The organism is Acidovorax sp. LjRoot118 (genome assembly GCF_964253575.1).
Taxonomy (GTDB): Bacteria; Pseudomonadota; Gammaproteobacteria; order Burkholderiales; family Burkholderiaceae_C; genus Acidovorax.
The window spans coordinates 5760707-5785929 of sequence record NZ_CAXURB020000001.1 but is presented as its reverse complement, the minus strand read 5'-3'; the positions used below and the strand labels follow the sequence as shown (position 1 = coordinate 5785929).

Below are 25223 nucleotides of genomic sequence, written 5' to 3'. Positions count from 1 at the left end.
CAATGAAGACTACTGAACTGCGCCAAAAAGACGTTGCCGGCATCGAAGGCGAAATCAAGGCTCTGCAGAAGGCCCACTTCGGCCTGCGCATGCAGAAGGCTACCCAGCAGTTGGCCAACACCAACACGCTGCGTACCACCCGCCGCGATATCGCCCGTGCAAAAACCATCCTTGCTGAAAAGCAAGCCGCCAAGTAAGGAGCCGACATGACGGAAGCTAAAAAATCCCTCAAGCGCACCTTGATTGGCAAGGTGGTCAGCGACAAGCGCCAGAAGACCGTGACCGTGCTGATCGAGCGCCGTGTGAAGCACGAGCTCTACGGCAAGATCGTGGGCAAGTCGAGCAAGTACCACGCCCATGATGAAAATGGCGAGTACAAGCTGGGCGACGTGATCGAAATCACCGAGAGCCGTCCGCTCTCCAAGACCAAGAACTGGGTTGCCACCCGCTTGGTGCAAAAGGCCGGCCTGCTCTAAGCCCTCCCGGCTTGTTGGCAGCACTGCCCTCCAAAACGACCCACAATGTGGGTCGTTTTGCTTTTGGGGCCTGCGTTTTGTGCGCTCTGCCCCGGGCATGCGGATACCACCCCAACAACCCTAGGAGAGATCAATGATCAAAGTCGGTGACACCCTGCCAGCCAGCACCCTGATGGAATACTCGGAAGTCGAGGGCGAAGGCTGCTCCATTGGCCCGAACCCGGTGCCGGTGGACAAGGCCACGGCGGGCAAGACCATTGCCCTGTTCGCACTGCCCGGCGCCTTCACGCCCACCTGCTCGGCCAAGCACGTGCCCGGCTATCTGGAAAAGGTGGACGAGTTCAAGGCCGCCGGCGTGGACGAGATCTGGTGCGTGAGCGTGAACGATGCCTTCGTGATGGGCGCCTGGGCGCGCGACCAGAAGACCGATGGCAAGGTGCGCATGCTCGGTGACGGCGACGCCACCTTCGCCAAGGCCACCGGCCTGACGCTGGACCTCAATGGCAAGGGCCTGGGCCTGCGCAGCAACCGCTACTCGATGCTGGTGCGCGACGGCAAGGTCGTCACGCTGAACATCGAAGCCCCGGGCAAGTTCGAAGTCAGCGACGCAGACACCCTGCTGGCCCAGGCCAAGGCGTGATCCACTTCCGGCCCTGGGCAGCACCTGCTGCGACGGGGCCGGCGGCGTTCAGGAGATATCCGCCTTGAGGTAGTGCGACCCTGCAATGGGGTTGTGGTAGTAGGGCGGAATCTCCTCGAACCCCAGGTCCGTGTAGAGCGCGCGGGCAGATTCCATGCCATCGAGCGTATCGAGCAGCACGCAGGCGTAGCCCGCGCGGCGCGCCTGGTCGAGCATGGCTTCGGCCAACTCGCGGCCCAGGCCGAAGCCGCGGAAGGCCTTGCGCACGTACAGGCGCTTCATCTCGCTGGCATTGGGGTAGTCGGCAGCATCCAGCGGCCGCAGGGCGCAGCAACCGGCGATGGCGCCATCCACCTGGGCCAGCAGCAGGTGCCCGCGTGGGGCAGCGTAGTCGCCCGGCAGGCTGGCCAGCTCGGCCTCGAAATCCTGGAACGCAAGGTCCACCCCCAGGGTCGCGGCATACTCTCGGAAAATCTCGCGGACCGTCTCCATCTCGGCGGCAGACGACGGGTTCAGCAAGGTGACGGCAGGCTTGTCCAAGGCGCGAATTCAGGAAATGCAGGAATCCGCAGTGTAGCGGCTCGCACTCAGAACGCGCTCAGGGTGGACACCCACCACGCCACTCCAGCGCCCACACCCAGTGCGACCAGGGCCAGGGCGCGGGTGGCGAGGTCGTCGCGAGATGGCGCCACGGGCTGGGGCAATTCCTTGTCACCATGCAGCATGGGCGCCACCAGCCGGTGCTTGCGCACCAGCACATAGAAACCGATGGCCAGGACATGCAACGCCACCAGGCCCAGCACCAGGTACTGGCCGATCTCCTTGTGGTAACCCGTGGCCTGGCCCACGACCGCATTGGAGACAAAGCGGGTCAGCGGCCCTGAAAAGGCGATCTCATCGTCGCTGAGCAGGCCGGTGCCCACTTGTGCCACCAGCACCGCAAGCAGGGCGAAGACCGAGAGCGCGCCCAGTGGGCTGTGGCCCACACCGTCCTCGGGGTGGCCCGCTCCGCGCAGGTAGCGCACCAGACGCACCGGCGAGTACAGGAAGGCGCCAAACCGCGACCAGCGCCCGCCCACCAGGCCCCATACCAGGCGAAAGACCAGCAGCGCCAGCACCACATAGCCCAGGCGCAGGTGCCAGACCATGGCGTTGCCGCCCACCTTGGCGGTGACCACCAGGGCGATCACGCTGGCGGCCAGGGCCCAGTGGAAGAGGCGGGTGGGCAGATCCCAGATGCGGACGGTGTGTGTCATGGTCGTGGTCCGGCGCTTGCCGTGTCGTGGGGGTGTCGTTGGCCGCATTGTGCGCGAGATGGCCGGCGCCGCCAACGCGCACCGGCAGGCATGCCAAAACCGCCGCAAAGCGGCATACTGGCGGCGGCTGGTTGGTTTTTGCTCCCCACGATAAAAGGAAACATCCGATGAAAACCCTCGCTGTAGTCGCCTTTGCCGCGGCCGTCGTCACCCTGTCGGCGCCCGCATCTGCCCAGTTTGCCAAACCCGAAGACGCCATCAAATACCGCCAGAGCGCGCTGTTCGTGATGGGCCAGCATTTCGGACGCCTGGGTGCCATGGCCAATGGCCGCATCCCCTTCGACGCCAAGGCGGCGCAGGAAAATGCGGACGTGGTCGCCGAAATGGCCAAGCTGCCCTGGGCCGCTTTCGGTGCCGGCACCGACAAGGGTGCACCGACCAAGGCGCTGCCAGAGATCTGGACCCAACAGGCCAAGTTCAAGGAGCATTCCGACAAGCTGGAAGCCGAGACCGTCAAGCTCGCCGCAGCCGCCAAGACCGGCAACCTTGACAACCTGAAGACTGCCTTCGGCTCGGCCGCCAATTCCTGCAAGGCCTGCCACGACAACTACCGCGCCAAGTGAAGCCGGCCGCTGCAGCGGCCCCAAAGCAAAAAGCCTCTTCCAGATAGAAGAGGCTTTTTTGCGTTGCGAGAGACCCGTTCAGGTCTCGGCGAGCAGCTTCTCGATCAACTGGTGCAGTTCCGGGAAGTTGGGGGCGCCCACATAGGTCTTCACGATCTCGCCGCGCTTGTTGACGATGAAGGTCGAGGGCGTGAGCCGCACGTCGCCCCAGGCCTGGGCCACGGCGCCGGTGTTGTCGATGGCCACCTTAAAGGGCAGCTTGCGCGTTTCGGCAAAGTTCACCACGTAGCTCGGCGGGTCGTAGCTCATGGCCACGGCCAGTGTTTCGAAGCCCTTGGGCTGGTATTTCTTGTAGGTGGCAATGATCTCGGGCATCTCGGCCACGCAGGTGGTGCAGCTCGTGGCCCAGAAGTTCACCAGTGTCACCTTGCCGCGCAGGTCGGCCGTCGATTGGCGCGAGCCGTCAAGCAGCACGAAAGTGGACTCGGGCGCCGCAGAGCGGCCCGTGTCCAGGTACACGTAGGCGCCCACGGCGGCAAAAGCCACCACCGCTGCCCCTGCTGCCCATTGCTTGATACCCATGGCGTCATCCCATCCCGGAAGTGCGGGCTCCAACCCGCACGGTATTGTGCCGGACAAGGCTCCCGCCTGCCGGCTGGCCTGTCCACTGCGGTGATGGAGTGCGGGTCGGTGCAAAAGTTCTCCCTTCCCGGGCTCCGCGCACGAAATATCCGGCCACTGCCGATAATGGGCCCATGAACTGGACATTGACCGGCGCCGCCAGCGCCCTCTTGGGACTGGCCGCATGCAGCCCGGCACTCAACTGGCGCAGCGTGGCCCTGCCCGAAGCCGCCCTCACCATCACGCTGCCCTGCAAGCCCGACCATGCCACGCGCAAGGTGGAGCTGGCGGGCACGCCGGTCGACCTGTCCATGGTCGGCTGCGAGGCCGACGGCGCGACCTTTGCCGTGTCCCACGCCACGCTGGCCGACCCGGCGCAGACCGGCGTGGCGCTGGCCCACTGGCGCGCGGCCGTGCTGGCGCGCCTGGGTGGAGCGCAGGCCCAGGCCAGCGAGGTTCCGTTTGTGCCCCGCAATGCCCTGCCGCTGCCCCAATCGGTGCGCACCGTGGCCCAGGGGAAGGGGCCCGATGGGCAGGCCGTCACCGCGCAGGCGGTCTGGTTTGCCCGCACCGTGGGGCCGCAGATGCAGCTGTACCACGCCGTGGTCTATACACCCAGGCCCCGCCCCGAGGTGGCCGATACCTTCTTTAGCGGGCTGGTGTTGCCATGAGCGCCAGTGTGCTGCCACGGCGCGCGGCCGTCATCGTCTTCCTGGCCTTCGCGTTCGCCTACTTCCTCTCGGCCCTGCTGCGCGCCGTCACGGCCACGCTGGCGCCCACGCTGTCGCAGGAGTTCACGCTGCACGCCAGCGACCTGGGTCTGCTGGCGGGCGGCTACTTCCTGGGATTTTCTGCCACGCAGTTGCCGCTCGGTACCTGGCTGGACCGGCATGGCCCGCAAAAGGTGCTGCTCGGATTTCTGGGCGTGGCTGTCGCCGGCTGCCTGGTGTTCTCGATGGCCACGGGGTTCTCGGGCCTGCTGGCGGGGCGCGTGCTGTGCGGCGCGGGCGTGAGCGCCTGCCTGATGGCGCCGCTTACCGGCTACCGCCGCTGGTTCGATGCCACGGCGCAGATGCGCGCCAACTCCTGGATGCTGATGACGGGCTCGCTGGGCATGGTGGCCTCCACCCTGCCGGTGCAGTGGGCCGTGCCGCTGGTGGGCTGGCGCCCGCTGTTCTGGGGGCTGGCCGTGCTGATCGGCGTGGCCATGGTGGGCATTGCGCTATGGGTGCCGCGCTGGCATGCGGCCACCCCGGTTGCGGGTGCCGGTGCCTCGCCCGCGCCGGGGGGCTACGCCATGGTCTGGCGCCATCCGTACTTTCAGCGCATGGCCCCGCTGGGCTTCTTCGTCTACGGCGGCATGGTGGCCATGCAGACCCTGTGGGCGGGCCCCTGGATGCAGCAGGTGGCCGGCTACAGCGCGCTCGAGTCGGCCACCGGCCTCTTCTGGATCAACCTTTCCATGCTGTGCACCTTCTGGACCTGGGGCATGGTCAACCCCTGGCTGCTGCGCCACGGCCTCGGGGCCGACCGGCTCATCCTCGCGGGCCTGCCGCTGTCCCTTCTCATCCTGCTGGCTATCATCGTCGCCGGGCCTGCGGCGGGGGGCGCGGCGTGGGCACTGTTCTGCGTGTCGTGCACCTTCGTTTCGCTCTCGCAACCGGCAGTGGGCATGGCCTTTCCGCAGGCCCTGGCGGGGCGTGCGCTGTCGGCCTTCAACCTGGTGATCTTTGCCGGCGTGTTCGTGGTGCAGTGGGGCATTGGCCTGGCGGTGGATGCATTTGCCGCCGCCGGCCTGTCCACGACGGCCTCGTTCCAGGCGGCCATGGGGGTGTTCCTGGTGTGCAACACGGGGTCCTACCTCTGGTTCGCCCTGCGGGGGCAGCGCCATAATGCGCTTCAAACCTCTGTCCCATGAGCACCAGCATCCTGATCATCGCCCACGCCCCTTTGGCACATGCCCTGCGCGAATGTGTGCTGCACGTGTTTGCCGACTGTGGCGACAGCGTGGCCGCACTCGATGTGCAGCCCAATGAGCGGCCCGAGGAGTCCCTGGCCCAGGCGCGTATCCTGCTGGAGCAATTGGGGCCCGACTCCACCCTGGTGCTGACCGACGTGTTCGGCGCCACCCCCTGCAACGTGGCGCAGCGCCTGGTGGACGGTGTGCGCTCGCGTTTGGTCACAGGGGTCAATCTTCCGATGCTGCTGCGTGCCGTGAGCTACCGTGCAGAGCCCCTTGATTCGGTCGTCACCCGCGCGGTGGTGGGCGGCACGCAAGGGGTGATGCAGGTGGCCATCGCCGCGCCGCAGAACCAGTCCCGACGCAACCGACATGATCAAGACTCGTACGACCATCAGCAATAAACTGGGCCTGCACGCCCGCGCCTCGGCCAAGCTCACCAAGCTGGCCGGCAGCTTCCCCTGCGACGTTTTCATGAGCCGTGGCGACCGCCGCATCAATGCCAAGAGCATCATGGGGGTCATGATGTTGGCTGCCGGTATCGGCACCGAGGTCGAGGTGGAGACGAATGGCGAGCGCGAGCAGGAGGCGATGGATGCCCTGCTGGCGCTGATCGCTGACAAGTTCGGCGAAGGCGAGTAAGCGCGCCATGGCCGCAACAGCAACGCCGGATCTAGAAAGGGATTCCCGATGACCTTTGCCGTCCACGGTCTGGCGGTGGCACGCGGCATTGCCATCGGCCGTGCCGTGCTCGTGGCTTCGAGCCGCGTGGACGTGGCCCACTACTTCATACAGCCCGAGCAGATACCGGCCGAGATCGAGCGCGTGCGCCAGGGCCGCAATGCGGTGGTCGAGGAGCTGCAGCGCCTGCAGACCGACATGCCCGCCGACGCCCCGCACGAACTCACCGCGCTGCTCGACGTGCACCTGATGCTGCTGCAGGACGAGGCCCTCACCGGTGGCGTCAAGCACTGGATCACCGAGCGCCTGTACAACGCAGAGTGGGCGCTCACCACCCAGCTCGAAGTGATTGCGCGCCAGTTTGACGAGATGGAGGACGAGTACCTGCGCGAGCGCAAGGCCGACCTGGAGCAGGTGGTCGAGCGCATCCTGCGCTACATGAAGGGCGTGGCCAGCCCCGTGGCCCCGCCGGCCAGCAGCCCGCGCCGCAAGACCCAGCAGGACCTGCTGCTCGACGACACGGTGGACGTACCCCTGGTGCTGGTGGCGCACGACCTGTCGCCAGCCGACATGCTGCAGTTCAAGCAGAGCGTGTTCGCCGGCTTCGTGACCGACGTGGGCGGCAAGACCTCGCACACCGCCATCGTCGCGCGCAGCATGGACATTCCCGCCGTGGTCGGCGCGCGCGCGGCCAGTCAACTGGTGCGCCAGGACGACTGGGTCATCATCGACGGCGATGCCGGCGTGATCATCGTCGACCCCTCGCCCATCATCCTGGCCGAATACGGCTTTCGCCAACGCCAGACCGAGCTCGAACGCGAGCGCCTGTCGCGCCTGCGGCACACGCCGGCCGTCACCATCGACGGCCACCGCATCGAACTGCTGGCCAACATCGAGCAGCCCGGCGATGCCGTGGGTGCGGTGCGCGCCGGCGCCGTGGGTGTGGGCCTGTTCCGCAGTGAATTCCTGTTCATGGGGCGCACCGGCAACCTGCCGGGCGAGGACGAGCAGTACCGCGCCTACCGCGAGGCCCTGGACGGCATGCAGGGCCTGCCGGTCACCATCCGCACCATCGACGTGGGGGCCGACAAGCCACTGGACAACAAGGTCCACAAGGACACGCACCTGAACCCCGCACTGGGCTTGCGCGCCATCCGCTGGAGCCTGGCCGACCCGGCCATGTTCCGCACCCAGCTGCGCGCCGTGCTGCGTGCGGCGGCGCATGGCAAGGTGAACCTGCTGTTCCCCATGCTGGCGCACACCAACGAAATCCACCAGACCCTGGCCCAGGTGGAGCTGGCGCGCGCCGAGCTCGACGCCCGGGGCGAGCCCTACGGCCCGATCCAGCTGGGCGCCATGATCGAGGTGCCGGCGGCGGCGCTGATGGTGCGCACCTTCCTGCGCTACTTCGATTTTCTGTCCATCGGCACCAATGACCTGATCCAGTACACCCTGGCCATCGACCGGGCCGACGAGGCGGTGGCGCACCTGTACGACCCGGTGCACCCGGCCGTGCTGCGCCTGGTGGCCGACGTGATCGCCGAAGGCGAGCGCCAGGGCAAGAGCGTCTGCGTCTGCGGCGAGACTGCCGGCGACGTGACCATGACACGCCTGCTGCTGGGCCTGGGCCTGCGCAGTTTTTCCATGCACCCCGCGCAGATCCTGGCCGTCAAGCAGGAAATCCTGCGCGCCGACACGCGCAAGCTCGTACCCTGGGCGCTGCAGGTGCTCGACGGCGAAGAGCCTGCGGCCTTGCTGGCATCCTAGAACTCTTGAATCAATAGCTACCAGCGCTCGCTGGAAAAGCGCTGGAGGTCGATTTGGCCCATACCCCGGTAGCAGCCCCCGCAGACGCGTCCCTCATCGACTCGCGCCAGGCCTTGCAGCGCCTGCTGGTCACCCTGGGCCTGGTGGTGCTGGGCAACAGCAGCATGTATGTCGTGTCGGTCGTGCTCCCGGCCGTGCAAAGCGAGTTCGGCGTTGGCCGTGCCAGCGCGTCGCTGCCCTACACCTTGATGATGGTCTGCCTGGGCCTGGGCGGGCTGCTCACGGGCAGGCTGGCGGACCGCCATGGCCTCACGCCCGTGCTTTGGCTGGGCGCGCTGGCCGTGCTCGGCGGCTTTGTGGGCGCGGCCTTTTCCGGCAGCATATGGGCCTTCGGCCTGGCGCACGCGGTGATGGGCTTCATCGGCAGCTCGGCCACCTTTGCCCCCCTGCTGGCCGACACGGCGCTGTGGTGGAACCGGCGGCGCGGCATTGCGGTGGCGGTGTGCGCCAGCGGCAACTATGTGGCGGGCGCGGTCTGGCCGCCCATCGTGCAGTACGGTGTCGACACCGTCGGCTGGAGGCCGACCTACATGGCACTGGGGGTCGTCTGCGGCCTGGGCATGCTCGCGCTGTCGCTGCGCATGCGCCAGCGCCCGCCGGCCATCCAGGCCGTGGCGGATGGAGCCCAGGCTGCCGCTGTGGACCACACGCGTCCCTTCGGCCTGCCGCCTGGCGCCGCGATGGCGCTGCTGTGCGTGGCCGGTGTGGCGTGCTGCGTCGCCATGGCCATGCCACAGGTCCACATCGTGGCCTATTGCACCGACCTGGGCTTCGGCGCCGCCCAGGGTGCGCAGATGCTGTCGCTCATGCTGGCCTGCGGCATCGTGAGCCGGCTGGTCTTCGGGCTGATCTGCGACCGCATCGGTGGCATCCGCACCTTGCTGCTGGGGTCTGCGCTGCAGGGCATCGCCCTGCTGCTATTTTTGCCCTATGACGGCCTGGTGCCGCTGTACGTGATCTCCGCGCTGTTCGGCCTGTTCCAGGGCGGCATCGTGCCGACCTACGCCATCATCGTGCGCGAGCACTTCGCGCCCGCACAGGCGAGCGTGCGGGTCGGCGCCGTCATCATGGCCACGCTCGTGGGCATGGCCCTGGGCGGCTGGCTGTCGGGCTTTATCTTCGACGTCACCGGCAGCTACCACGCCGCCTTCCTCAACGGCATCGGCTGGAACCTGCTGAACCTCTGCGTCACCGCCTGGCTCTTCCTGCGATTGCGCAGGGTGCGCGGGGAGGCCTCTACTTCGCCCGTACGCCGAGGATGGCCGCACTGATGATCAAGGCCGTGGCCAGCGCGATGCTCCTGCTGAACGCACGACCGCTCACCACGATCAGCAAGGCGGTCGAGGCCAGCGGCGTGATGTAGCTCAGGATGCCGATGTGCCGCGCATCGCCGAGCTTGAGCGCCTTATCCCAGAGGAAGAACGAGGCACCGAGCGGCCCCAGGCCCATCACGGCCAGCAGCAGCCAGTCGCGCGGTGCGAGGGTGGCCGCAGGCTCTAGCGCCACGTGGCACAGCAGCGAGAGCACGCCCGAGACCAGGCCGAACAGGCCGATGGCCGTGGTCGGAAAGGCCGCCACGCGCTTGGTCATCAGCGAATAGGTGGCCCAGATCAGCGCCGCCGCGAAGGCTGGTACATAGCCCCAGGCCAGGGTGCCGCTCAATTCGCGCCCGCCCACGATGGCGATGGCCGCGCCGCCAAAGCCCAGCAGTGCCGCCAGCACATGCGGCCAGCGCAGCCGGATGCCCGGCAGCACCACGGGCGACAGCACCACGATGAACAGCGGCCACAGGTAGTTGACCAGGTTGGCCTCCACCGGCGGTGCGTTGCGCAGCGCGATGAACAGCAGGAAGTGGTAGGCGAAGAGGCCATACACCCCCAGTGCCAGCGTGCGCAGCGGAATGCGCCACTGCGACGGGTCGCGCAGCACGAAGGGCCAGGCAGGAATGCTGCCGATGATGAGGGCAATGCCCGTCAGCAGGAACGGCGGCACATGGGCGAGCGAAACGCCCAGCGAGGCGAGGGAGGCCCACAGCGCGATGGCGCCCAGGGCATAGAAGTTGGCTTGCATGCGGGCACTGTAAGCGCGCTGGGCATCGCGCAACGACGGAGCATCGTCGCCGCCCTGCGGTCCGGGATCAGCCCCGGCGCAGCGCCGCCGTCAGGGCCGATGGCGAGCGGTAGCCCGTGCGGCGCGCCACCTCGGCCACGGCCATGCCGCCCGCGCGCAGCAACTGGGCATGCCCGAGCCGCTGGCTGCGCAGCCAGGCCATGGCGCCCTGGCCTTGCTCCGCGCGGCAGCGCGCCGCGAACTGGCTGGGGCTCAGGTGCACCTGCTGCGCCATGTCCGCCACCGACAGCGGCTGGTGCCAATGCCGGGCGGCCCATTGGCGCAACGCCGGCCAGTCGATGGCACGGCGGCGTGCACTGGCATCTTCCGCTGGGGCCGGTATCCGGGAGCAGGGTAGCCAGGCCTCCAGCAGCAGGGCGGGGCCGTGGACCTGGGCCAGGGGGCGGCCTTGCTGCAGGGCGCTGGCAAGGTAGCGGGCCAGGGTCAGCGTCGGGGGCGGTAGCGCTGTCTGCAGCGCAGGGGCGGTGCAGTGGGCCCAGCCCATGTCGCTGCTGTCCAGCACCAGGCACAGGCTGCCGCCGCTGGCCTCGAAATCGTGGTGTGCACCTGGCGCGATGACGCAGCCGCCGCCGATGGCCACGCGCATGCCGCGTCCGTCGACCTCCAGGTCGAGCGCGCCGGCCAGGCCCAGCAGCACCTGGAAGTGTCCATGGCTGTGGCTGCCGGGGGAGGCGCCGTACCGGCGCAGCGAGAGCGAGCCGGCGGTGTCCATGGCGTGTGCGCGTTGGCGCTGCGGCAGTGCTTACACGCCGGCGGCGTGCGCCTGCTGGTCGGCGTGGTAGCTGCTGCGCACCATGGCGCCCACGGCGGCGTGGCTGAAGCCCATCTTGTAGGCCTCTTGCTCGAACATCTTGAAGGTGTCGGGGTGCACATAGCGGCGCACGGGCAGGTGGCTGCTGCTGGGCGACAGGTACTGGCCGATGGTCAGCATGTCGATGTCGTGCGCGCGCATGTCGCGCATCACCTGCAGGATCTCTTCGTCCGTCTCGCCCAGGCCCACCATGATGCCGCTCTTGGTCGGCACCTTGGGGTGCAGGGCCTTGAACTTCTTGAGCAGGTTCAGGCTGAACTGGTAGTCGGAGCCCGGGCGCGCTTCCTTGTACAGGCGCGGCGCGGTTTCCAGGTTGTGGTTCATCACGTCGGGCGGCGCGGCCTTCAGGATCTCGAGCGCACGGTCATCGCGGCCGCGGAAGTCGGGCACCAGGATCTCGATCTGGGTGAGTGGCGAGAGCTCGCGGATGTTCTGGATGCATTCCACGAAGTGGCCGCTGCCGCCATCGCGCAGATCGTCTCGGTCGACGCTGGTGATCACCACGTACTTCAGGCGCAGCTGCGCGATGGTCTTGGCCAGGTTCAGCGGCTCGTCCTTGTCCAGCGGGTCGGGGCGGCCGTGGCCCACGTCGCAGAAGGGGCAGCGGCGCGTGCACTTGTCGCCCATGATCATGAAGGTGGCTGTGCCCTTGCCGAAGCACTCGCCGATGTTCGGGCAGGAGGCCTCTTCGCACACCGTGTGCAGATTGTTCTGGCGCAGGATGTCCTTGATCTCGTAGAAGCGCGTGGTGGGCGAGCCGGCCTTCACGCGGATCCAGTCGGGCTTCTTGAGCACTTCGCCCTGTTCCACCTTGATCGGAATGCGCGACAGCTTGGCCGCAGCCTTCTGCTTGGCCAGCGGGTTGTAGGCTTCGGTGGACTGCGCTTCGCGGACGACGTCGGTGGTGCTCATGGCTTGTAGGCGGTTCAGGGAGACAGGCGGATGCCGAGCTGCTGGCCCAGCACCTGCGCGGCTTCTTCCCAGGTGGTTTGGACCCCGATTGTAGAAAGGTCCACGGTTCGCAGTCCCGCGTAGCCGCAAGGGTTGATGCGGCCGAAGGGTTCCAGGTCCATCGCCACGTTCAGCGCGGCGCCGTGGTAGGTGCTGTGGCGGCTGACCTTGATGCCTAAAGCGGCGATCTTCCCGAGGCCCTCGAAGTTGGGTTCGGGTGCCGCCTGGCCTTCGCGTTTTTGCGGGCGCTGGGGCAGCAGGGCGTGGCTGTGCGGGTCATCCAGGCGCACGTAGATGCCGGGCGCGCCGGCCACGCGGTGGCCCGTGACGCCGAAGTGCGCCAGCGTGCGGATCAGCGCTTCTTCCAGCCGGTAAACATATTCCTTGACGTAGTAGCCCGCGCGCTGCAGGTCGATGAGCGGGTAGGCCACCACCTGGCCCGGCCCGTGGAAGGTGACCTGGCCACCCCGGTTGGTGGGCACCACCGGAATCGCTCCGGGGTTGAGCAGGTGGTCGCTCTTGCCCGCCAGGCCTTGCGTGTAGAGCGCGTCGTGTTCGCACAGCCACAGGGCATCGGGCGTGTCGGCCGTGCGTGTGGCCGTGTAGGCCTGCATGGCCTGCACCGTGGCGGCATAGTCCACCCGCCCGAGCGTGCGCAGATCGATGGTCACGGCCTTACAGCACGACCTTGACCAGGGGGTGCGATGACAGCGCGCGGTACAGGTCGTCGAGCTGCTCGCGGCTGGTGGCCGTGATGGTGACAGTAACTCCGAGGTAATTGCCCTTGCTGCTGTCGCGCAGTTCAATGGTGGCGGGGTCGAAAGTCGGATCGTACTGGCGGGCCAGTTCGGTGATCGCGTGCACGAAGCCGTCGACCTTGGCCCCCATGACCTTTATCGGAAACTGCGAGGGGTACTCGATCAGCGAGTCCTTGCGGGCATCCGCAGCGGCCGAGTCGAGGATGGTGAGGTTCGGTGGCAAAGGAGAGGACGTCATATGCAGGAGCTTCGATTTTTCGGTGGCGGTGCAGGCGGGGCCATTGTGCGGCAAGCCCTTCGGGTCGGCGTGGATGTGTCATACAGCTGCGCGCCTTTTTGGTGCATAACCGGGGCTGCCGCACCATGGCGGGCGTTGGTGGGTCACCACAGAGGTGCTGGCGCGCACCCCCCTTTCAGACCCTGATTGCAGGTCTTTGTCGTTCGCCACGGGTTTTTACTTATAATTAGAGGCTTTGTGAAATTTGCAGTCTGTAACATGGGCGTTACCAACAATGAAAACAATCGCCCCTGAGACAGAAACTGAGGCTGAAGATTCTGACTTCAAGCCCTTGTCCGCGCAGGAAGCGGACCAGTGGCGCAGCCGCAACCCTCCCGTCTCGATGTGGAAGGTGGTGGCGGGTCAGGCGCTTGTCGGCGTGCTCGTGGCCCTGGTGGCCTGGGGGCTGACGGGCAGGGCCGAAGTGGGCTGGTCTGCCGCCTACGGCGCGCTTGCAGTGGTGGCTCCGGCCGCATTGTTCGCCCGCGGTATGTCGCGCCAGATGGCGTCTGGAAATGCAGGCGCCTCCATGGCGGGGTTCTTTGGCTGGGAGATGGCCAAGATCGTGTTCACCGTCGCGCTGCTGGCTGTGGCCCCCTGGGCTGTGCCGGGGTTGGTCTGGCTTGCCTTGCTGGCGGGCATGGTGGTCACGATGAAAACGTATTGGGTCGCGCTTCTGGTGCGGCCTGGTGTCCGAAAAACCGATTGATATAGAGAAGAGTTGTCCGATGGCCGCAGAAGCGCACGCTCCGACTGCAAGTGAATACATCGTTCACCACCTGCAGCATCTTCAAAACGTCAACCAGACCAAGATTGTTGACTTCACGGTCATCAACTATGACTCGATCATCGTGGGTTTGGTTCTGGGTGCCCTCACGCTTTTGATCCTGTGGTCAGCTGCCCGTAAGGCAACCTCCGGCGTGCCCGGCCGCTTCCAGGCGGCGGTGGAAATGCTGGTCGAGATGGTGGACAACCAGGCCAAGGCCAACATCCACAACGCCGAGAGCCGCAAGTTCATCGCTCCCCTGGGTCTGACGGTGTTCGTCTGGATCTTCATGATGAACTTCATGGACATGCTGCCGGTGGACCTGCTGCCCGCCATCTGGGCCCAGATCTACGGTGCTGCCGGCCACGATCCGCACCATGCCTACCTGCGCGTCGTGCCCACGGCCGACCTGTCCACCACCCTGGGCCTGGCATTCGCCATCCTGATCCTGCGCTTCTGGTACAGCGTGAAGATCAAGGGCGCTGGCGGCTGGGCGCACGAACTCGTGTCGGCCCCGTTCGGCACCAGCAAGAATCCCATCTTCGCCCTGATCCTGGGCGTGATCAACCTGCTGATGCAGGTCATTGAATATGTCGCCAACACCGTCTCGCATGGCATGCGGTTGTTCGGCAACATGTACGCCGGCGAACTGGTGTTCATGCTCATCGCCCTGATGGGTGGTGCGGCTGCACTGTCGCTGTCGGGTGTGCTGCTGCCTGTGGGCCACATCATTGCTGGCACCATCTGGACGCTGTTCCACATTCTGGTGATCTCGCTGCAAGCCTTCATCTTCATGATGCTTGCGCTGATCTACCTCGGTCAGGCGCACAACGCGCACTAACGGTTCCCTTTCGTTTCTCTTTCCTTTTCAACCTTTCTTTTTTTAACTCAGGAGTCATCATGGAAAACATTCTCGGTCTCGTCGCTCTGGCTTGTGGTCTGATCGTTGGCCTCGGCGCTATCGGCGCTTCCATCGGTATCGCACTGATGGGTGGCAAGTTCCTCGAATCGTCGGCCCGTCAGCCTGAGCTGATCAACGAACTGCAAACCAAGATGTTCATCTTGGCCGGTCTGATCGATGCGGCTTTCCTGATCGGCGTGGCCATCGCCCTGCTGTTCGCTTTCGCCAACCCCTTCGCTTCCACGTTCTTGGCCAACCTGCCCAAGTAATTCCCACCCAACGCCACTCTAGAAAGGTGTTGCCGTGAGTATCAACGCGACCCTGTTCATTCAGGCCATCGTCTTCCTGATCCTGGTGTGGTTCACGATGAAATTCGTGTGGCCCCCGATCGCGAAGGCGTTGGATGAACGAGCCCAGAAAATCGCCGAAGGCCTCGCTGCTGCCGACCGTGCCAAGTCCGAACTGACCGCTGCCAACCAGCGCGTCGAGAAGGAACTGTCACAGGCACGCAACGAAACGGCCTCGCGTCTTGCGGACGCCGACCGACGTGCCCAGGCCATCATCGAAGAAGCCAAGGCACGCGCCACGGAAGAGGGCAACAAGATCGTTGCCTCCGCCCGTGCCGAAGCCGAACAGCAAACGGTGCAAGCCCGCGAAGCCCTGCGTGAGCAGGTCGCTGCGCTGGCCGTCAAGGGTGCTGAGCAGATTCTCCGCAAGGAAGTCAATGCCGGCGTTCACGCCGACCTGCTCAACCGCCTGAAGACCGAGCTGTAAGGGGACACACATGGCTGAACTCGCCACCATTGCCCGCCCTTACGCCGAAGCCCTGTTCAAGGCCGCTACTGCGGGTGCGGGCATGGACCTGGCCAGCACCGCTGACTGGGTCGATGAACTGGCGGCGATTGCCGCCAACCCCCAGTTGCGCCAGCTGGCAGACAGCCCCAAGGTGACGGCAGACCAGGTGTTTGCCGTCGTCACGGGTGTTGCGCGTTCGGCGCTGTCCGATACGGCCAAGAACTTCCTGCGCACGGTCATCGACAACGGGCGCCTGCAGGCGCTGCCGGAAGTCGCTGCGCAGTTTCGTGCCCTCGTGAATCGCCGCAGCGGCTCTTCGGACGCCGTGGTGCACAGCGCCTTTCCGATGGATGCCGCTGCACTGGCTGAGGTCGGCTCGGCGCTGGAAAAGCGCTTTGGCCGCAAGCTCAACCTCACCGTTCAGCTGGATGCGTCCCTGATCGGTGGCATTCGCGTAGTGGTGGGTGACGAGGTGCTGGACACTTCGGTCAAGGCCCGTCTTGAACAAATGAAAGCGGCCCTCACCGCGTAACGCGCGGCGAGGACAGCGAACCAAAGAAAGAAGGAAAGAGTCATGCAACTCAATCCCGCAGAAATTTCTGAACTCATCAAGAGCCGCATCGAAGGTCTGGCCGCCAGCAGCGATATCCGCAACCAGGGTACCGTGGTGTCCGTGTCTGACGGTATCGTGCGCGTGCACGGCCTGTCGGACGTGATGGCCGGTGAAATGCTCGAGTTCCCTGCCACCAAGGACGGCCAGCCCTCCTACGGCCTGGCCCTGAACCTCGAGCGCGACTCCGTCGGCGCCGTGATTCTGGGTGAGTACGAACATATCTCCGAAGGCGACACCGTCAAGTGCACGGGCCGCATTCTGGAAGTGCCGGTCGGCCCCGAGCTGATTGGCCGCGTGGTGAACGCCCTGGGCCAGCCCATCGACGGCAAGGGCCCCATCAACGCCAAGCTCACCGACGTGATCGAAAAGGTCGCTCCGGGCGTTATCGCCCGTAAATCGGTGGACCAGCCCCTGCAGACCGGCCTGAAGTCCATCGACTCCATGGTGCCTGTGGGCCGTGGCCAGCGCGAACTGATCATCGGTGACCGCCAGACCGGCAAGACGGCTGTCGCGATCGACGCCATCATCGCCCAGAAGGGCCAGGGCGTCAGTTGCATCTACGTCGCCATCGGCCAGAAGGCTTCGTCGATCAAGAACGTGGTGCGCGCGCTGGAACAAGCCGGTGCCATGGACTACACGATCGTGGTGGCCGCATCGGCCTCCGAATCGGCAGCCATGCAGTACGTGTCGGCCTACTCGGGCTGCACGATGGGCGAGTACTTCCGCGACCGCGGCCAGGACGCCCTGATCGTTTATGACGACCTGTCCAAGCAGGCCGTGGCCTACCGCCAGGTTTCGCTGCTGCTGCGCCGCCCACCAGGCCGCGAAGCCTACCCCGGCGACGTGTTCTATCTCCACAGCCGCCTGCTCGAGCGCGCAGCCCGCGTGAATGCCGATTACGTCGAAGCCTTCACCAAGGGTGAAGTCAAGGGCAAGACCGGTTCGCTGACGGCACTGCCCATCATCGAAACGCAAGCCGGCGACGTGTCCGCCTTCGTTCCTACCAACGTGATCTCGATCACGGACGGCCAGATCTTCCTGGAAACCAGCCTGTTCAACGCCGGTATCCGCCCCGCCATCAACGCCGGTATCTCGGTGTCGCGCGTCGGTGGTGCCGCCCAGACCAAGCTGGTGAAGAACCTGTCCGGCGGTATCCGTACCGACCTGGCCCAGTACCGTGAACTGGCTGCGTTCGCGCAGTTCGCTTCCGACCTGGACGAAGCCACCCGCAAGCAGCTGGACCGCGGTGCCCGCGTGACCGAACTGCTCAAGCAGGCACAGTACAGCCCGCTGCCCATCTCGCTGATGGGTGCCACGCTGTTCGCTGTGAACAAGGGCTTCATGGACGACATCGACGTCAAGAAGGTTCTCGACTTCGAACACGGCCTGCACCAGTTCCTGAAGACCAGCCACGCCGCACTGCTGGCCAAGCTGGAACAGGCCAAGGCCATGGACAAGGACGCTGAAGCCGAATTGACCGCTGCCGTCGCCGCGTTCAAGAAGTCGTTCGCTTAAACCGGACGAGGAGCCATCATGGCAGCAGGCAAGGAAATACGCGGCAAGATCAAATCGGTGGAAAACACCAAGAAGATCACCAAAGCCATGGAGATGGTGGCTGCATCCAAAATGCGCAAGGCGCAGGAACGGATGCGGGCTGCCCGCCCTTACAGCGAGAAGATCCGCAACATTGCAGCCAATCTCGGCCACGCCAATCCGGAGTACGTGCACCCGTTCATGAAAGTGAACGATGCCAAGGTGGCCGGCGTGATCGTGGTGACGACCGACAAGGGCCTGTGCGGTGGCATGAACACCAACGTGCTGCGCATCGTGACGGCCAAGCTGCGTGAGCTGCAGGGCGCTGGCGTGTCCACCGAGGCGGTTGCCATCGGCAACAAGGGCCTGGGTTTCCTGAACCGTGTCGGTGCCAAGGTGGTTTCGCACGTGACGGGCCTGGGCGACAAGCCCCACCTGGACAAGCTGATCGGCCCCGTGAAGGTGCTGCTCGACGCCTATGCAGAAGGCAAGATCAACGCGGTGTACCTGAGCTACACCAAGTTCATCAACACCATGAAGCAGGAATCGGTGGTGGAGCAGCTGCTCCCCCTGTCGTCCGAGCAGATGCAGGCCGAGAAGACCGAACATGGCTGGGACTACATCTACGAGCCCGATGCACAGACCGTGATCGACGATCTGCTGGTCCGCTATGTCGAGTCCCTGATCTACCAGGCGGTTGCGGAAAACATGGCGTCCGAGCAGTCGGCACGCATGGTGGCCATGAAGGCCGCCACCGACAACGCCGGCAGCGTCATTGGCGAGTTGAAGCTGGTCTACAACAAGACGCGCCAGGCAGCGATCACGAAAGAACTTTCGGAAATCGTGGCTGGCGCCGCTGCTGTGTAAGCAGCTCAACCAACATCTAAATTGGAGCGAAAAATGGCTCAAGTGCAAGGCAAGATTGTTCAATGTATCGGCGCGGTGGTGGACGTTGAGTTCCCACGCGACCAGATGCCCAAGATTTACGACGCTCTGAAGCTCGAAGGTTCCACCCTGACGCTGGAAGTGCAGCAGCAGCTGGGCGACGGCGTGGTGCGTACCATTGCGCTGGGTTCGTCCGACGGCCTGCGCCGCGGCATCATGGTGACCAACACCGGCAACGCCATCACCGTGCCCGTGGGCAAGGCGACGCTGGGCCGCATCATGGACGTGCTGGGTGCGCCCATCGACGAACGTGGTCCCGTGAGCCAGGAACTGACGGCATCCATCCACCGCAAGGCCCCTGCGTACGACGAACTGTCGCCATCGCAAGAGCTGCTGGAAACCGGCATCAAGGTGATCGACCTGGTGTGCCCGTTCGCCAAGGGCGGCAAGGTGGGTCTGTTCGGTGGCGCCGGCGTGGGCAAGACCGTGAACATGATGGAACTCATCAACAACATCGCCAAGGCCCACTCGGGTCTGTCGGTGTTCGCTGGTGTGGGCGAGCGTACCCGCGAAGGGAACGACTTCTACCATGAAATGGCCGATTCCGGCGTGGTGAACCTGGAGAAGCTCGAAGAGTCCAAGGTTGCCATGGTGTACGGTCAGATGAACGAGCCCCCAGGCAACCGTCTGCGCGTGGCGCTGACCGGCCTGACCATCGCCGAGTCCTTCCGTGACGAAGGCCGTGACGTGCTGTTCTTCGTGGACAACATCTACCGCTACACGCTGGCCGGTACCGAAGTGTCCGCTCTGCTGGGCCGCATGCCTTCCGCCGTGGGCTACCAGCCTACGCTGGCCGAAGAAATGGGCCGCCTGCAAGAGCGCATCACCTCGACCAAGGTCGGTTCGATCACCTCCATCCAGGCCGTTTACGTGCCAGCCGATGACTTGACCGATCCTTCGCCTGCCACGACCTTTGCCCACTTGGACTCCACCGTGGTGCTGTCGCGTGACATCGCCTCGCTGGGTATCTACCCTGCCGTGGACCCGCTGGATTCGACCAGCCGCCAGCTGGACCCGAACGTCGTGGGCGAAGACCACTACGCCACGGCCCGCGCGGTGCAAGGCACGCTGCAGCGCTACAAGGAACTGCGCGACATCATCGCCATTCTGGGCATGGACGAACTGGCTCCTGACGACAAGCTGGCCGTGGCCCGCGCGCGCAAGATCCAGCGTTTCCTGTCGCAGCCTTTCCACGTGGCCGAAGTGTTCACGGGCTCGCCAGGCAAGTACGTTCCCCTGTCGGAAACCATCCGTGGTTTCAAGATGATCGTCAGCGGCGAGTGCGACCACCTGCCGGAACAGGCGTTCTACATGGTTGGTACCATCGACGAAGCCTTCGAAAAGGCCAAGAAGGTGGCCTGATTGCCTGGCGGCTGAGCAGCTCCGCGCTGCCCGGCCTTCACGAGCAATCAAGCAACCCCTCTTTTCCTAGGAGCAATGATGAACACCATCCATGTTGATGTGGTCAGTGCCGAAGAGTCGATCTTCTCCGGTGAAGCACGCTTTGTCGCGCTGCCGGGCGAGTCTGGCGAATTGGGCATCTTTCCCCGCCACACCCCGCTGATCACGCGCATCAAGCCGGGCTCGGTGCGCATCGAAATGGCCGACGGCCGCGAAGAATTCGTGTTCGTGGCCGGTGGCATTCTGGAAGTGCAGCCCAACCGCGTGACCGTGCTGTCCGACACCGCCATCCGCGGCAAGGACCTGGACGACGAGAAGGCCAATGCTGCCAAGGCATCGGCCGAAGAAGCGCTCAAGAATGCCAAGAGCGAGATCGACCTGGCCCGGGCACAGTCCGAGCTGGCCGTCATGGCCGCCCAGATCGCCGCGCTGCGCAAGTTTCGCCAGAAGAAGTAAATAAGACAAGCAAGCCCCCAGATCCTTGCGGATCTGTTCAAAAAACCCGGCCCCGCCGGGTTTTTTTATGCCTGCGCGCCCGTGCTTTCAACGAGGCCGATGCGCAGGCCCTCGCATGCTATCCACAGTGTGTCCCAAGTGTCATCCTGCAGCAGTTGGCGGCTTGCCAGGAACATGCGTGCCGTGGCCAGTGAGTGCACGCTGAACGTGAGTGACTCGATCCGCAACTGTCCGGCGGGAACCAGTTCCAGCGAGATCCCCGGCGCAAGCATGATCGGTTGCCCAGAGGGCGAGCCACTGAGACGCTGCCAGTGCTTTCGATGCATGCCCAGATCGGGCGTGCCCATGCGTATCGACTGTAGCCCGATGAGTCCGAGCGGGCCCCCATGGGCTTCCTGCAGCGCCTGCCGGTGCCGTCCGCGGCGTTGTACCGGTGTGGCTGCTTCGTCCCAGGGATAGATGGCCGCGCGAGGATTCCACTCACAGAAGAAAATGCAGCAGCTCGGCTCGGATACATCGAGCACGACGGCATTGGTGAAGTTTGTGACCACTTCGCCTTGTGTGTTGGGAGACTGGAAGGTACGGGCGGGCTTGCTGGCGATGCCTGCAGCCGCTGTGTGCTCCAGCGCTTGTGGCAAGGGCAGGGCGGGCTCCAGCGCGAAGCCGTGGATGAGCGGTGGCTGTGAATGCTCGGGAAGATCGGCATTGGAGGTTGCGGCCCAGAATTCGAGGTCCGTGCTGCCCGCATGCACCCAGCCGTAGGTCGCGAAAGCGGCGTGCTGCAGGGGCCAGGCCACGGGCAAACCGAATACGCGGCTGAACAGGTCGAACAATGGCTCTGCGTTGGTCAGGCGCAGCATGATGTGGTCGATGGATCGGTAGGCTGGCATCAAGGGCATAGAGGCAAGTTGCTGGCCTGTGCATTGTGACCGGGCCCCAGGGTGAGCAGTCACTCACCGCTGCCTGTGATTGCCCATGAAAAAAGCCGAGGCCTCTTGCGAGGTCTCGGCTTGTGCAGGGTGGCTGCAGTGCGGTCTGCAGCCCGTTGCCTTGCAAATTACAGGGCGCTGATTTCGCCCGAGGGGATCTGGCCGGTGCGAACAGCTTCGGCAGCAGCGGCACGCACGGCAGCACGGTCAGCCGTGGACTTGTACGTCACCACACGCGAACCAGCGGGTTCGGTGCTGCGGGTCTGGGCCACGGTGGCGGCTTCAGCAGCCACTTCGGCACGGGTGCGTTGGGTTTCGAACTTGGTGGCGAACTGCGAAGCATCGGCTTCGTCAGCCTGTGCACCGAAGGAAACGAAAGCGGCAACAGCGGCCAGGGAGAGGAAACGTGCGGTCTTGTTCATGGTGATCTCGATTCTTGATTTGATTGGGGGTAGGGGGTCAGTTCAATCCGGGGCGGCTTACAGAGCGCCGATTTCGCCGGAAGAGATCTGGCCGGTGCGCACGGCATCGGCAGCCTGGGCACGCACGGCAGCGCGGTCGGCGGTGGACTTGTAGGTCACCACACGCGAACCAGCGGGCTCGATGCTGCGGGTCTGTGCCACGGTAGCGGCTTCAGCGGCCACTTCGGCGCGGGTGCGGTTGGTTTCGAACTTGGTGGCGAATTGCGAAGCATCGGCTTCGTCGGCTTGGGCACCGAAAGAAGCGAAAGCGGCAACAGCGGCGATGGAGAGGAAGCGTGCGGTCGTGTTCATGATGAAATCCTTGGAAGAAAAAAGTGACTCATAAAAACCGGGACAAAAACAACTTCGAACCGGGTTCGGTGAGTCGCCTTGCGGGTTCGGCTCATCGATGGGTTGAACTGTACGCCGCAGGTGATCAAAGAAAAACCACCCAGTCGCGAACTAACTGTTCCAGTATTGGAAACAATGCCGAAGGAACTTTGAAGGGTTTACCCGAGCCTCAGTGCAACGAGCGGGTGCTTCCCGGGTCTGGGTAAATGAAAACCCGTAGCGAAAATCGGGACGATGGTGGGGGTCGAGCAGAGGCTGTCCACGGCGGTTCCATGCCGGTCCATCCGCTGCGGCAGCGGACCGCGCACAATAGGCGCACGCCCACCATCCCCTTTTTTGCCCATGCCACGTGCACGACCCACCGCAGCCACCCAGGGCGGTTCTTCGGACGAGACCGAAGCCGCTTTTTACGACGCACTCCAGCGGGGCGACATCGAACTGCTGATGTCGTGCTGGGCGGATGAAGAGGACATCGTCTGCGTGCACCCGGGTGGCCCCCGACTCGTAGGGGCGGGCGCCATCCGCACGGCGTTCGAGGCCATGTTTGCCAACGGCACGGTGCGTGCCCGGCCGACGCAGGTGCGCCGCGTGCAGGCGCTGTCCAGCGCCGTGCACAGCGTGGCCGAGCATGTGGAGGTGATGTTGCCCGACGGCATGCACCGCGCCATCGTGATTGCCACCAACGTGTACCACAAGACCCCGCAGGGCTGGCGCCTGGTGGTGCACCACGCCAGCGCGGGCGTGGTGGAGGACGTACAGGCCATGCAGGCGCAGCAGCCGGTGCTGCATTGACGCTGCACTCTATGCACTCTATGCACTCCCTGCACTCCCTGCAATACACGGCGCCACGGTGGCTGCCCGGCGGGCAACTGCAGACCATCTGGCCCGCGCTGTACTCGCGCCGTGCCTTCGGCGCATCACCGCGGTACCGGCGCGAGCGCTGGGCCACGCCCGATGGCGATTTCGTGGATGTGGACTTCCTGGACGATGGGGTGGCACCGGGCACGAAGCGCCCGCTGCTGGTGGTGTTCCACGGCCTGGAAGGCTCCTCGCGCAGCCACTACAGCGAGGCCTTTGCCGACCTTGCGCGCGAGCGCGGCTGGGCCTGCGCGTTGCCGCATTTCCGTGGCTGCAGCGGCGAGATCAACCGGGCCCCGCGCGCCTACCACTCGGGTGACCATGCCGAGATCGGCTGGATGCTGCAGCGCCTGCGTGCTGGCCACAAAGGCCCGCTGATGGCGGCAGGCGTGTCGCTCGGGGGCAATGCGCTCCTGCGCTGGGCCGCCGAGGTGGGCGAGGAGGCCGGCCGCAGTGCCGATGCCGTGGCGGCGGTGTGCTCGCCCATCGACCTGGCCGCCGGTGGGCATGCCATCGGGCGTGGCTTCAATCGGCAGGTCTACACCCGCATGTTCATGCGCAGTCTGGTCCCCAAGGCCTTGCAGAAGCTGGCCCAGCACCCGGGCCTGTTCGACCGCCAGGCCCTGCTGGCGGCGCGCGACCTGTATGAATTCGACAACGTCTTCACCGCGCCGGTGCATGGCTTTCGCAACACCGAGGACTACTGGCTGCGGGCTTCGGCCAAGCCGCTGCTGCACCGCATCCGCATCCCGGCCCTGGTGGTGAATGCGCGCAACGACCCCTTCGTTCCGGCCAGCAGCCTGCCCAGTGTGAGCGAGGTGGGCCCGTGCGTCACCCTCTGGCAGCCCGCGCATGGCGGCCACGTGGGCTTTGCCAAGGGACGCCTGCCCGGCCATGTGCGCGCCATGCCGGACACCGTGGGCGCCTGGCTCGCGGCGCAGGCTGACACGGAAGATCCTGGCGCGGGGGCACAATGGCGGCATGGATGACATCGTCAAACAGGCTTTGGCCAAATGGCCCAACGTGCCCGACTGCTACGGCTGGCTGGGGCTGGATGCGCGCGGGCGCTGGTACATGCGCGACGACAGGACGCAGGCCGCCGGCCCGTTTCCACAGGCCAAGGGCTCTCTGCTGCAGCACGAAAAGCTGATCGACTTCATCCACCGCAACTACGAAGCCGACGAAGCCGGGCAGTGGTTCTTCCAGAACGGGCCGCAGCGGGTGTATGTGGAGCTCGAAGCCACACCGCTGGTCTGGCGCCTGGCGGCCGATGGATCGTTGACCTCCCACACCGGCAAGCCTACGACCGTGGAGCAATGCCTGCTCGATGCGCAAGGCCGTGTCTACCTGGCCACGCCCCTGGGCCTGGGCCTCGTGCACACCCTGGATGTGGGCCTGGCCGCCGACGCGGTGGAGCAGGGGCGCTGGACGCCCGTGGAGGTGCAGGCCGAGGAACTGCCGGCCCGCTATGGCTTCGTGCCCAGCCCGGCAGCGCGGCACGCCACCGCTGCCTGATTTCCCACAAAAAAGCCGACCTCGCGGGGTCGGCTTTTGCTTGGCGCGCGCAGTTCGCTTATTGCGATGCGCCAGACGCTTGCGCCATTGCAGCCGATGCTCCGTCACCTGCAGCGGAAGCCGCCGCCGCGGGGGCTGCAGGTTCTTGGAACTTGGCACCACCGGCATTGGCCATGAAGGCCGCGGCGCGCGCAATCTCGGTGTCGCTGAAATCGCCACCTCCTTGCGGCGCCATGGCACCCTTGCCTTTGAGCGCCGAATTCACCAGCGCGTCCAGGCCGGCAACGATGCGAGGGCCCCAGGCGGCGGCATCGCCAAACTTCGGTGCCCCTGCTGCACCCGTGGCGTGGCAGGCGGCGCATTGGGCCTTGTAGACCGCTTCGCCATTGGCCAGCGGCCGGTTGGCGTCGCGCACTTCGACCATGCCTACCTTCTGGATGCGCGCGGCGGTCGCTTTCTGGGTGTCCACCGCGCCGGCCGCCGGCTTGTTGTCCGAGGTGACGTACAGGACCAGGCCAATGATGGCAAAAATCGGAATCACAAACGAGGCAAGTACCGCGATCAGCAACTGCTTGGGGTTCTTGATCGGGCCGGTATGGGCTTCTTCGTGGTGGGTGTCGCTCATGACTTCCTCGGGTTTATCGTGGGGCTTTGATGCAATCAACCTTCAATTATATCTGCCGGGGCC

At 65.3% G+C, this 25223-nt stretch carries 34 protein-coding genes; 22 read left to right on the top strand and 12 right to left on the bottom strand.

From position 1 onward, the window contains the following. The first annotated feature begins 2 nt into the window (after positions 1 to 2). The 3 genes from rpmC (at position 3) to ACSQ9E_RS27175 (ending at position 1116) form a co-directional block, all read left to right on the top strand. Positions 3 to 197 carry a 50S ribosomal protein L29 gene (gene rpmC, locus ACSQ9E_RS27185; RefSeq protein ID WP_057203514.1) on the top strand — a complete coding sequence of 65 codons (195 nt, stop codon included), beginning with the start codon at positions 3 to 5 and terminating at the stop codon, positions 195 to 197. Between the two features lie 9 nt (positions 198 to 206). Next, positions 207 to 476, top strand: a complete 270-nt coding sequence (rpsQ, locus tag ACSQ9E_RS27180) for a 30S ribosomal protein S17 (protein WP_007847796.1) — start codon at positions 207 to 209, stop codon at positions 474 to 476. 133 nt (positions 477 to 609) lie between these two features. Further along, a complete protein-coding gene (locus ACSQ9E_RS27175) occupies positions 610 to 1116 on the top strand; it encodes a peroxiredoxin (protein ID WP_436219665.1) in 507 nt (168 codons plus the stop codon). Positions 1117 to 1164: 48 nt separating this feature from the next. On the opposite strand, the gene ACSQ9E_RS27170 is transcribed toward ACSQ9E_RS27175, so the two are convergent. Then, positions 1165 to 1656, bottom strand: a complete 492-nt coding sequence (locus tag ACSQ9E_RS27170) for a GNAT family N-acetyltransferase (protein WP_057265571.1) — start codon at positions 1654 to 1656, stop codon at positions 1165 to 1167. A 47-nt stretch (positions 1657 to 1703) separates the two neighbouring features. After that, complete coding sequence (locus ACSQ9E_RS27165) at positions 1704 to 2372, bottom strand: cytochrome b/b6 domain-containing protein (protein WP_057265569.1); 669 nt, start codon at positions 2370 to 2372, stop codon at positions 1704 to 1706. A 167-nt stretch (positions 2373 to 2539) separates the two neighbouring features. On the opposite strand from ACSQ9E_RS27165, the gene ACSQ9E_RS27160 reads away from it, so the two are divergent. Further along, entirely contained in the window at positions 2540 to 2995 is a 456-nt protein-coding gene (locus tag ACSQ9E_RS27160; protein WP_057203518.1) for a c-type cytochrome, read from the top strand. 78 nt (positions 2996 to 3073) lie between these two features. Here the strand turns inward: ACSQ9E_RS27160 and ACSQ9E_RS27155 are convergent, their stop codons facing one another. After that, positions 3074 to 3577 (bottom strand): TlpA disulfide reductase family protein, encoded by a 504-nt coding sequence (locus tag ACSQ9E_RS27155; protein WP_179682411.1) that lies wholly within the window; start codon positions 3575 to 3577, stop codon positions 3074 to 3076. Between the two features lie 173 nt (positions 3578 to 3750). Here ACSQ9E_RS27155 and ACSQ9E_RS27150 point away from each other — a divergent pair, with 173 nt between their 5' ends. The 6 genes from ACSQ9E_RS27150 to ACSQ9E_RS27125 are packed head-to-tail and all read left to right on the top strand — an operon-like array spanning position 3751 to position 9355. Further along, positions 3751 to 4287 (top strand): hypothetical protein, encoded by a 537-nt coding sequence (locus tag ACSQ9E_RS27150; RefSeq protein WP_436219664.1) that lies wholly within the window; start codon positions 3751 to 3753, stop codon positions 4285 to 4287. Then, positions 4284 to 5534, top strand: coding sequence for an MFS transporter (locus ACSQ9E_RS27145; protein ID WP_436219663.1), 1251 nt, complete (start codon positions 4284 to 4286; stop codon positions 5532 to 5534). The genes ACSQ9E_RS27150 and ACSQ9E_RS27145 overlap by 4 nt, the downstream gene beginning before the upstream one ends. Continuing rightward, complete coding sequence (locus ACSQ9E_RS27140) at positions 5531 to 5980, top strand: PTS sugar transporter subunit IIA (protein WP_057203522.1); 450 nt, start codon at positions 5531 to 5533, stop codon at positions 5978 to 5980. The genes ACSQ9E_RS27145 and ACSQ9E_RS27140 overlap by 4 nt, the downstream gene beginning before the upstream one ends. Beyond that, entirely contained in the window at positions 5949 to 6218 is a 270-nt protein-coding gene (locus tag ACSQ9E_RS27135; protein ID WP_436176505.1) for an HPr family phosphocarrier protein, read from the top strand. Before ACSQ9E_RS27140 ends, ACSQ9E_RS27135 begins: the two co-directional genes overlap by 32 nt. A 48-nt stretch (positions 6219 to 6266) precedes the next feature. Then, the gene (ptsP, locus tag ACSQ9E_RS27130; RefSeq protein ID WP_057203524.1) at positions 6267 to 8024 is read left to right on the top strand and encodes a phosphoenolpyruvate--protein phosphotransferase; all 1758 of its coding nucleotides are present in this window, start codon (positions 6267 to 6269) and stop codon (positions 8022 to 8024) included. Between the two features lie 53 nt (positions 8025 to 8077). Next, complete coding sequence (locus tag ACSQ9E_RS27125; RefSeq protein ID WP_436219662.1) at positions 8078 to 9355, top strand: MFS transporter; 1278 nt, start codon at positions 8078 to 8080, stop codon at positions 9353 to 9355. On the opposite strand, the gene ACSQ9E_RS27120 is transcribed toward ACSQ9E_RS27125, so the two are convergent. The 5 genes from ACSQ9E_RS27120 to ACSQ9E_RS27100 all read right to left on the bottom strand — a co-directional run bounded on the left by ACSQ9E_RS27120 (position 9321) and on the right by ACSQ9E_RS27100 (position 12972). Beyond that, the gene (locus ACSQ9E_RS27120) at positions 9321 to 10154 is read right to left on the bottom strand and encodes a DMT family transporter (protein ID WP_057265561.1); all 834 of its coding nucleotides are present in this window, start codon (positions 10152 to 10154) and stop codon (positions 9321 to 9323) included. The genes ACSQ9E_RS27125 and ACSQ9E_RS27120 overlap by 35 nt on opposite strands. Before the next feature lie 67 nt (positions 10155 to 10221). Further along, complete coding sequence (locus ACSQ9E_RS27115) at positions 10222 to 10926, bottom strand: AraC family transcriptional regulator (protein WP_436219661.1); 705 nt, start codon at positions 10924 to 10926, stop codon at positions 10222 to 10224. A 30-nt stretch (positions 10927 to 10956) separates the two neighbouring features. Next, the gene (gene lipA / locus ACSQ9E_RS27110) at positions 10957 to 11937 is read right to left on the bottom strand and encodes a lipoyl synthase (protein ID WP_057203528.1); all 981 of its coding nucleotides are present in this window, start codon (positions 11935 to 11937) and stop codon (positions 10957 to 10959) included. Positions 11938 to 11951: 14 nt separating this feature from the next. After that, positions 11952 to 12590 carry a lipoyl(octanoyl) transferase LipB gene (gene lipB, locus ACSQ9E_RS27105; protein ID WP_369819474.1) on the bottom strand — a complete coding sequence of 213 codons (639 nt, stop codon included), beginning with the start codon at positions 12588 to 12590 and terminating at the stop codon, positions 11952 to 11954. 61 nt (positions 12591 to 12651) lie between these two features. After that, positions 12652 to 12972 (bottom strand): YbeD family protein, encoded by a 321-nt coding sequence (locus ACSQ9E_RS27100; RefSeq protein ID WP_436219660.1) that lies wholly within the window; start codon positions 12970 to 12972, stop codon positions 12652 to 12654. A 274-nt stretch (positions 12973 to 13246) separates the two neighbouring features. On the opposite strand from ACSQ9E_RS27100, the gene ACSQ9E_RS27095 reads away from it, so the two are divergent. The 9 genes from ACSQ9E_RS27095 to ACSQ9E_RS27055 all read left to right on the top strand — a co-directional run bounded on the left by ACSQ9E_RS27095 (position 13247) and on the right by ACSQ9E_RS27055 (position 20421). Continuing rightward, positions 13247 to 13720 carry an ATP synthase subunit I gene (locus ACSQ9E_RS27095; protein ID WP_436219659.1) on the top strand — a complete coding sequence of 158 codons (474 nt, stop codon included), beginning with the start codon at positions 13247 to 13249 and terminating at the stop codon, positions 13718 to 13720. Between the two features lie 19 nt (positions 13721 to 13739). Next, positions 13740 to 14618, top strand: coding sequence for a F0F1 ATP synthase subunit A (gene atpB / locus ACSQ9E_RS27090; RefSeq protein WP_057203531.1), 879 nt, complete (start codon positions 13740 to 13742; stop codon positions 14616 to 14618). A 59-nt stretch (positions 14619 to 14677) separates the two neighbouring features. Then, positions 14678 to 14947: a F0F1 ATP synthase subunit C gene (gene atpE / locus ACSQ9E_RS27085; RefSeq protein WP_007847749.1), complete on the top strand. Its 270-nt coding sequence runs from the start codon at positions 14678 to 14680 to the stop codon at positions 14945 to 14947. Positions 14948 to 14981: 34 nt separating this feature from the next. After that, a complete protein-coding gene (locus ACSQ9E_RS27080) occupies positions 14982 to 15452 on the top strand; it encodes a F0F1 ATP synthase subunit B (protein ID WP_007847746.1) in 471 nt (156 codons plus the stop codon). A gap of 10 nt (positions 15453 to 15462) precedes the next feature. Beyond that, the gene (locus ACSQ9E_RS27075) at positions 15463 to 16005 is read left to right on the top strand and encodes a F0F1 ATP synthase subunit delta (protein WP_436176509.1); all 543 of its coding nucleotides are present in this window, start codon (positions 15463 to 15465) and stop codon (positions 16003 to 16005) included. 42 nt (positions 16006 to 16047) lie between these two features. Next, positions 16048 to 17601, top strand: a complete 1554-nt coding sequence (gene atpA, locus ACSQ9E_RS27070) for a F0F1 ATP synthase subunit alpha (RefSeq protein ID WP_057203533.1) — start codon at positions 16048 to 16050, stop codon at positions 17599 to 17601. 18 nt (positions 17602 to 17619) lie between these two features. After that, positions 17620 to 18486 (top strand): F0F1 ATP synthase subunit gamma, encoded by an 867-nt coding sequence (gene atpG, locus ACSQ9E_RS27065; RefSeq protein ID WP_057203534.1) that lies wholly within the window; start codon positions 17620 to 17622, stop codon positions 18484 to 18486. 33 nt (positions 18487 to 18519) lie between these two features. Continuing rightward, entirely contained in the window at positions 18520 to 19926 is a 1407-nt protein-coding gene (gene atpD, locus ACSQ9E_RS27060) for a F0F1 ATP synthase subunit beta (protein WP_057203535.1), read from the top strand. A gap of 78 nt (positions 19927 to 20004) precedes the next feature. Next, positions 20005 to 20421, top strand: coding sequence for a F0F1 ATP synthase subunit epsilon (locus ACSQ9E_RS27055; RefSeq protein ID WP_057203545.1), 417 nt, complete (start codon positions 20005 to 20007; stop codon positions 20419 to 20421). Between the two features lie 65 nt (positions 20422 to 20486). On the opposite strand, the gene ACSQ9E_RS27050 is transcribed toward ACSQ9E_RS27055, so the two are convergent. The 3 genes from ACSQ9E_RS27050 to ACSQ9E_RS27040 all read right to left on the bottom strand — a co-directional run bounded on the left by ACSQ9E_RS27050 (position 20487) and on the right by ACSQ9E_RS27040 (position 22123). Next, a complete protein-coding gene (locus ACSQ9E_RS27050) occupies positions 20487 to 21281 on the bottom strand; it encodes a hypothetical protein (protein WP_436219658.1) in 795 nt (264 codons plus the stop codon). A 197-nt stretch (positions 21282 to 21478) separates the two neighbouring features. Then, a complete protein-coding gene (locus ACSQ9E_RS27045) occupies positions 21479 to 21772 on the bottom strand; it encodes a DUF4148 domain-containing protein (protein WP_436219657.1) in 294 nt (97 codons plus the stop codon). Positions 21773 to 21829: 57 nt separating this feature from the next. Continuing rightward, positions 21830 to 22123: a DUF4148 domain-containing protein gene (locus tag ACSQ9E_RS27040; protein WP_145699468.1), complete on the bottom strand. Its 294-nt coding sequence runs from the start codon at positions 22121 to 22123 to the stop codon at positions 21830 to 21832. A gap of 381 nt (positions 22124 to 22504) precedes the next feature. Between ACSQ9E_RS27040 and ACSQ9E_RS27035 the strand changes: the two genes are divergently transcribed. The 3 genes from ACSQ9E_RS27035 to ACSQ9E_RS27025 are packed head-to-tail and all read left to right on the top strand — an operon-like array spanning position 22505 to position 24535. Next, positions 22505 to 22954: a YybH family protein gene (locus tag ACSQ9E_RS27035; protein ID WP_057203537.1), complete on the top strand. Its 450-nt coding sequence runs from the start codon at positions 22505 to 22507 to the stop codon at positions 22952 to 22954. 20 nt (positions 22955 to 22974) lie between these two features. Continuing rightward, positions 22975 to 24009: a YheT family hydrolase gene (locus ACSQ9E_RS27030; protein WP_436219656.1), complete on the top strand. Its 1035-nt coding sequence runs from the start codon at positions 22975 to 22977 to the stop codon at positions 24007 to 24009. After that, entirely contained in the window at positions 24002 to 24535 is a 534-nt protein-coding gene (locus ACSQ9E_RS27025; protein ID WP_436219655.1) for a DUF2946 family protein, read from the top strand. The genes ACSQ9E_RS27030 and ACSQ9E_RS27025 overlap by 8 nt, the downstream gene beginning before the upstream one ends. A 58-nt stretch (positions 24536 to 24593) precedes the next feature. Here ACSQ9E_RS27025 and ACSQ9E_RS27020 read toward each other — a convergent pair whose 3' ends face one another. Next, positions 24594 to 25160, bottom strand: coding sequence for a c-type cytochrome (locus tag ACSQ9E_RS27020; RefSeq protein ID WP_436219654.1), 567 nt, complete (start codon positions 25158 to 25160; stop codon positions 24594 to 24596). Between the last annotated feature and the right edge of the window lie 63 nt (positions 25161 to 25223).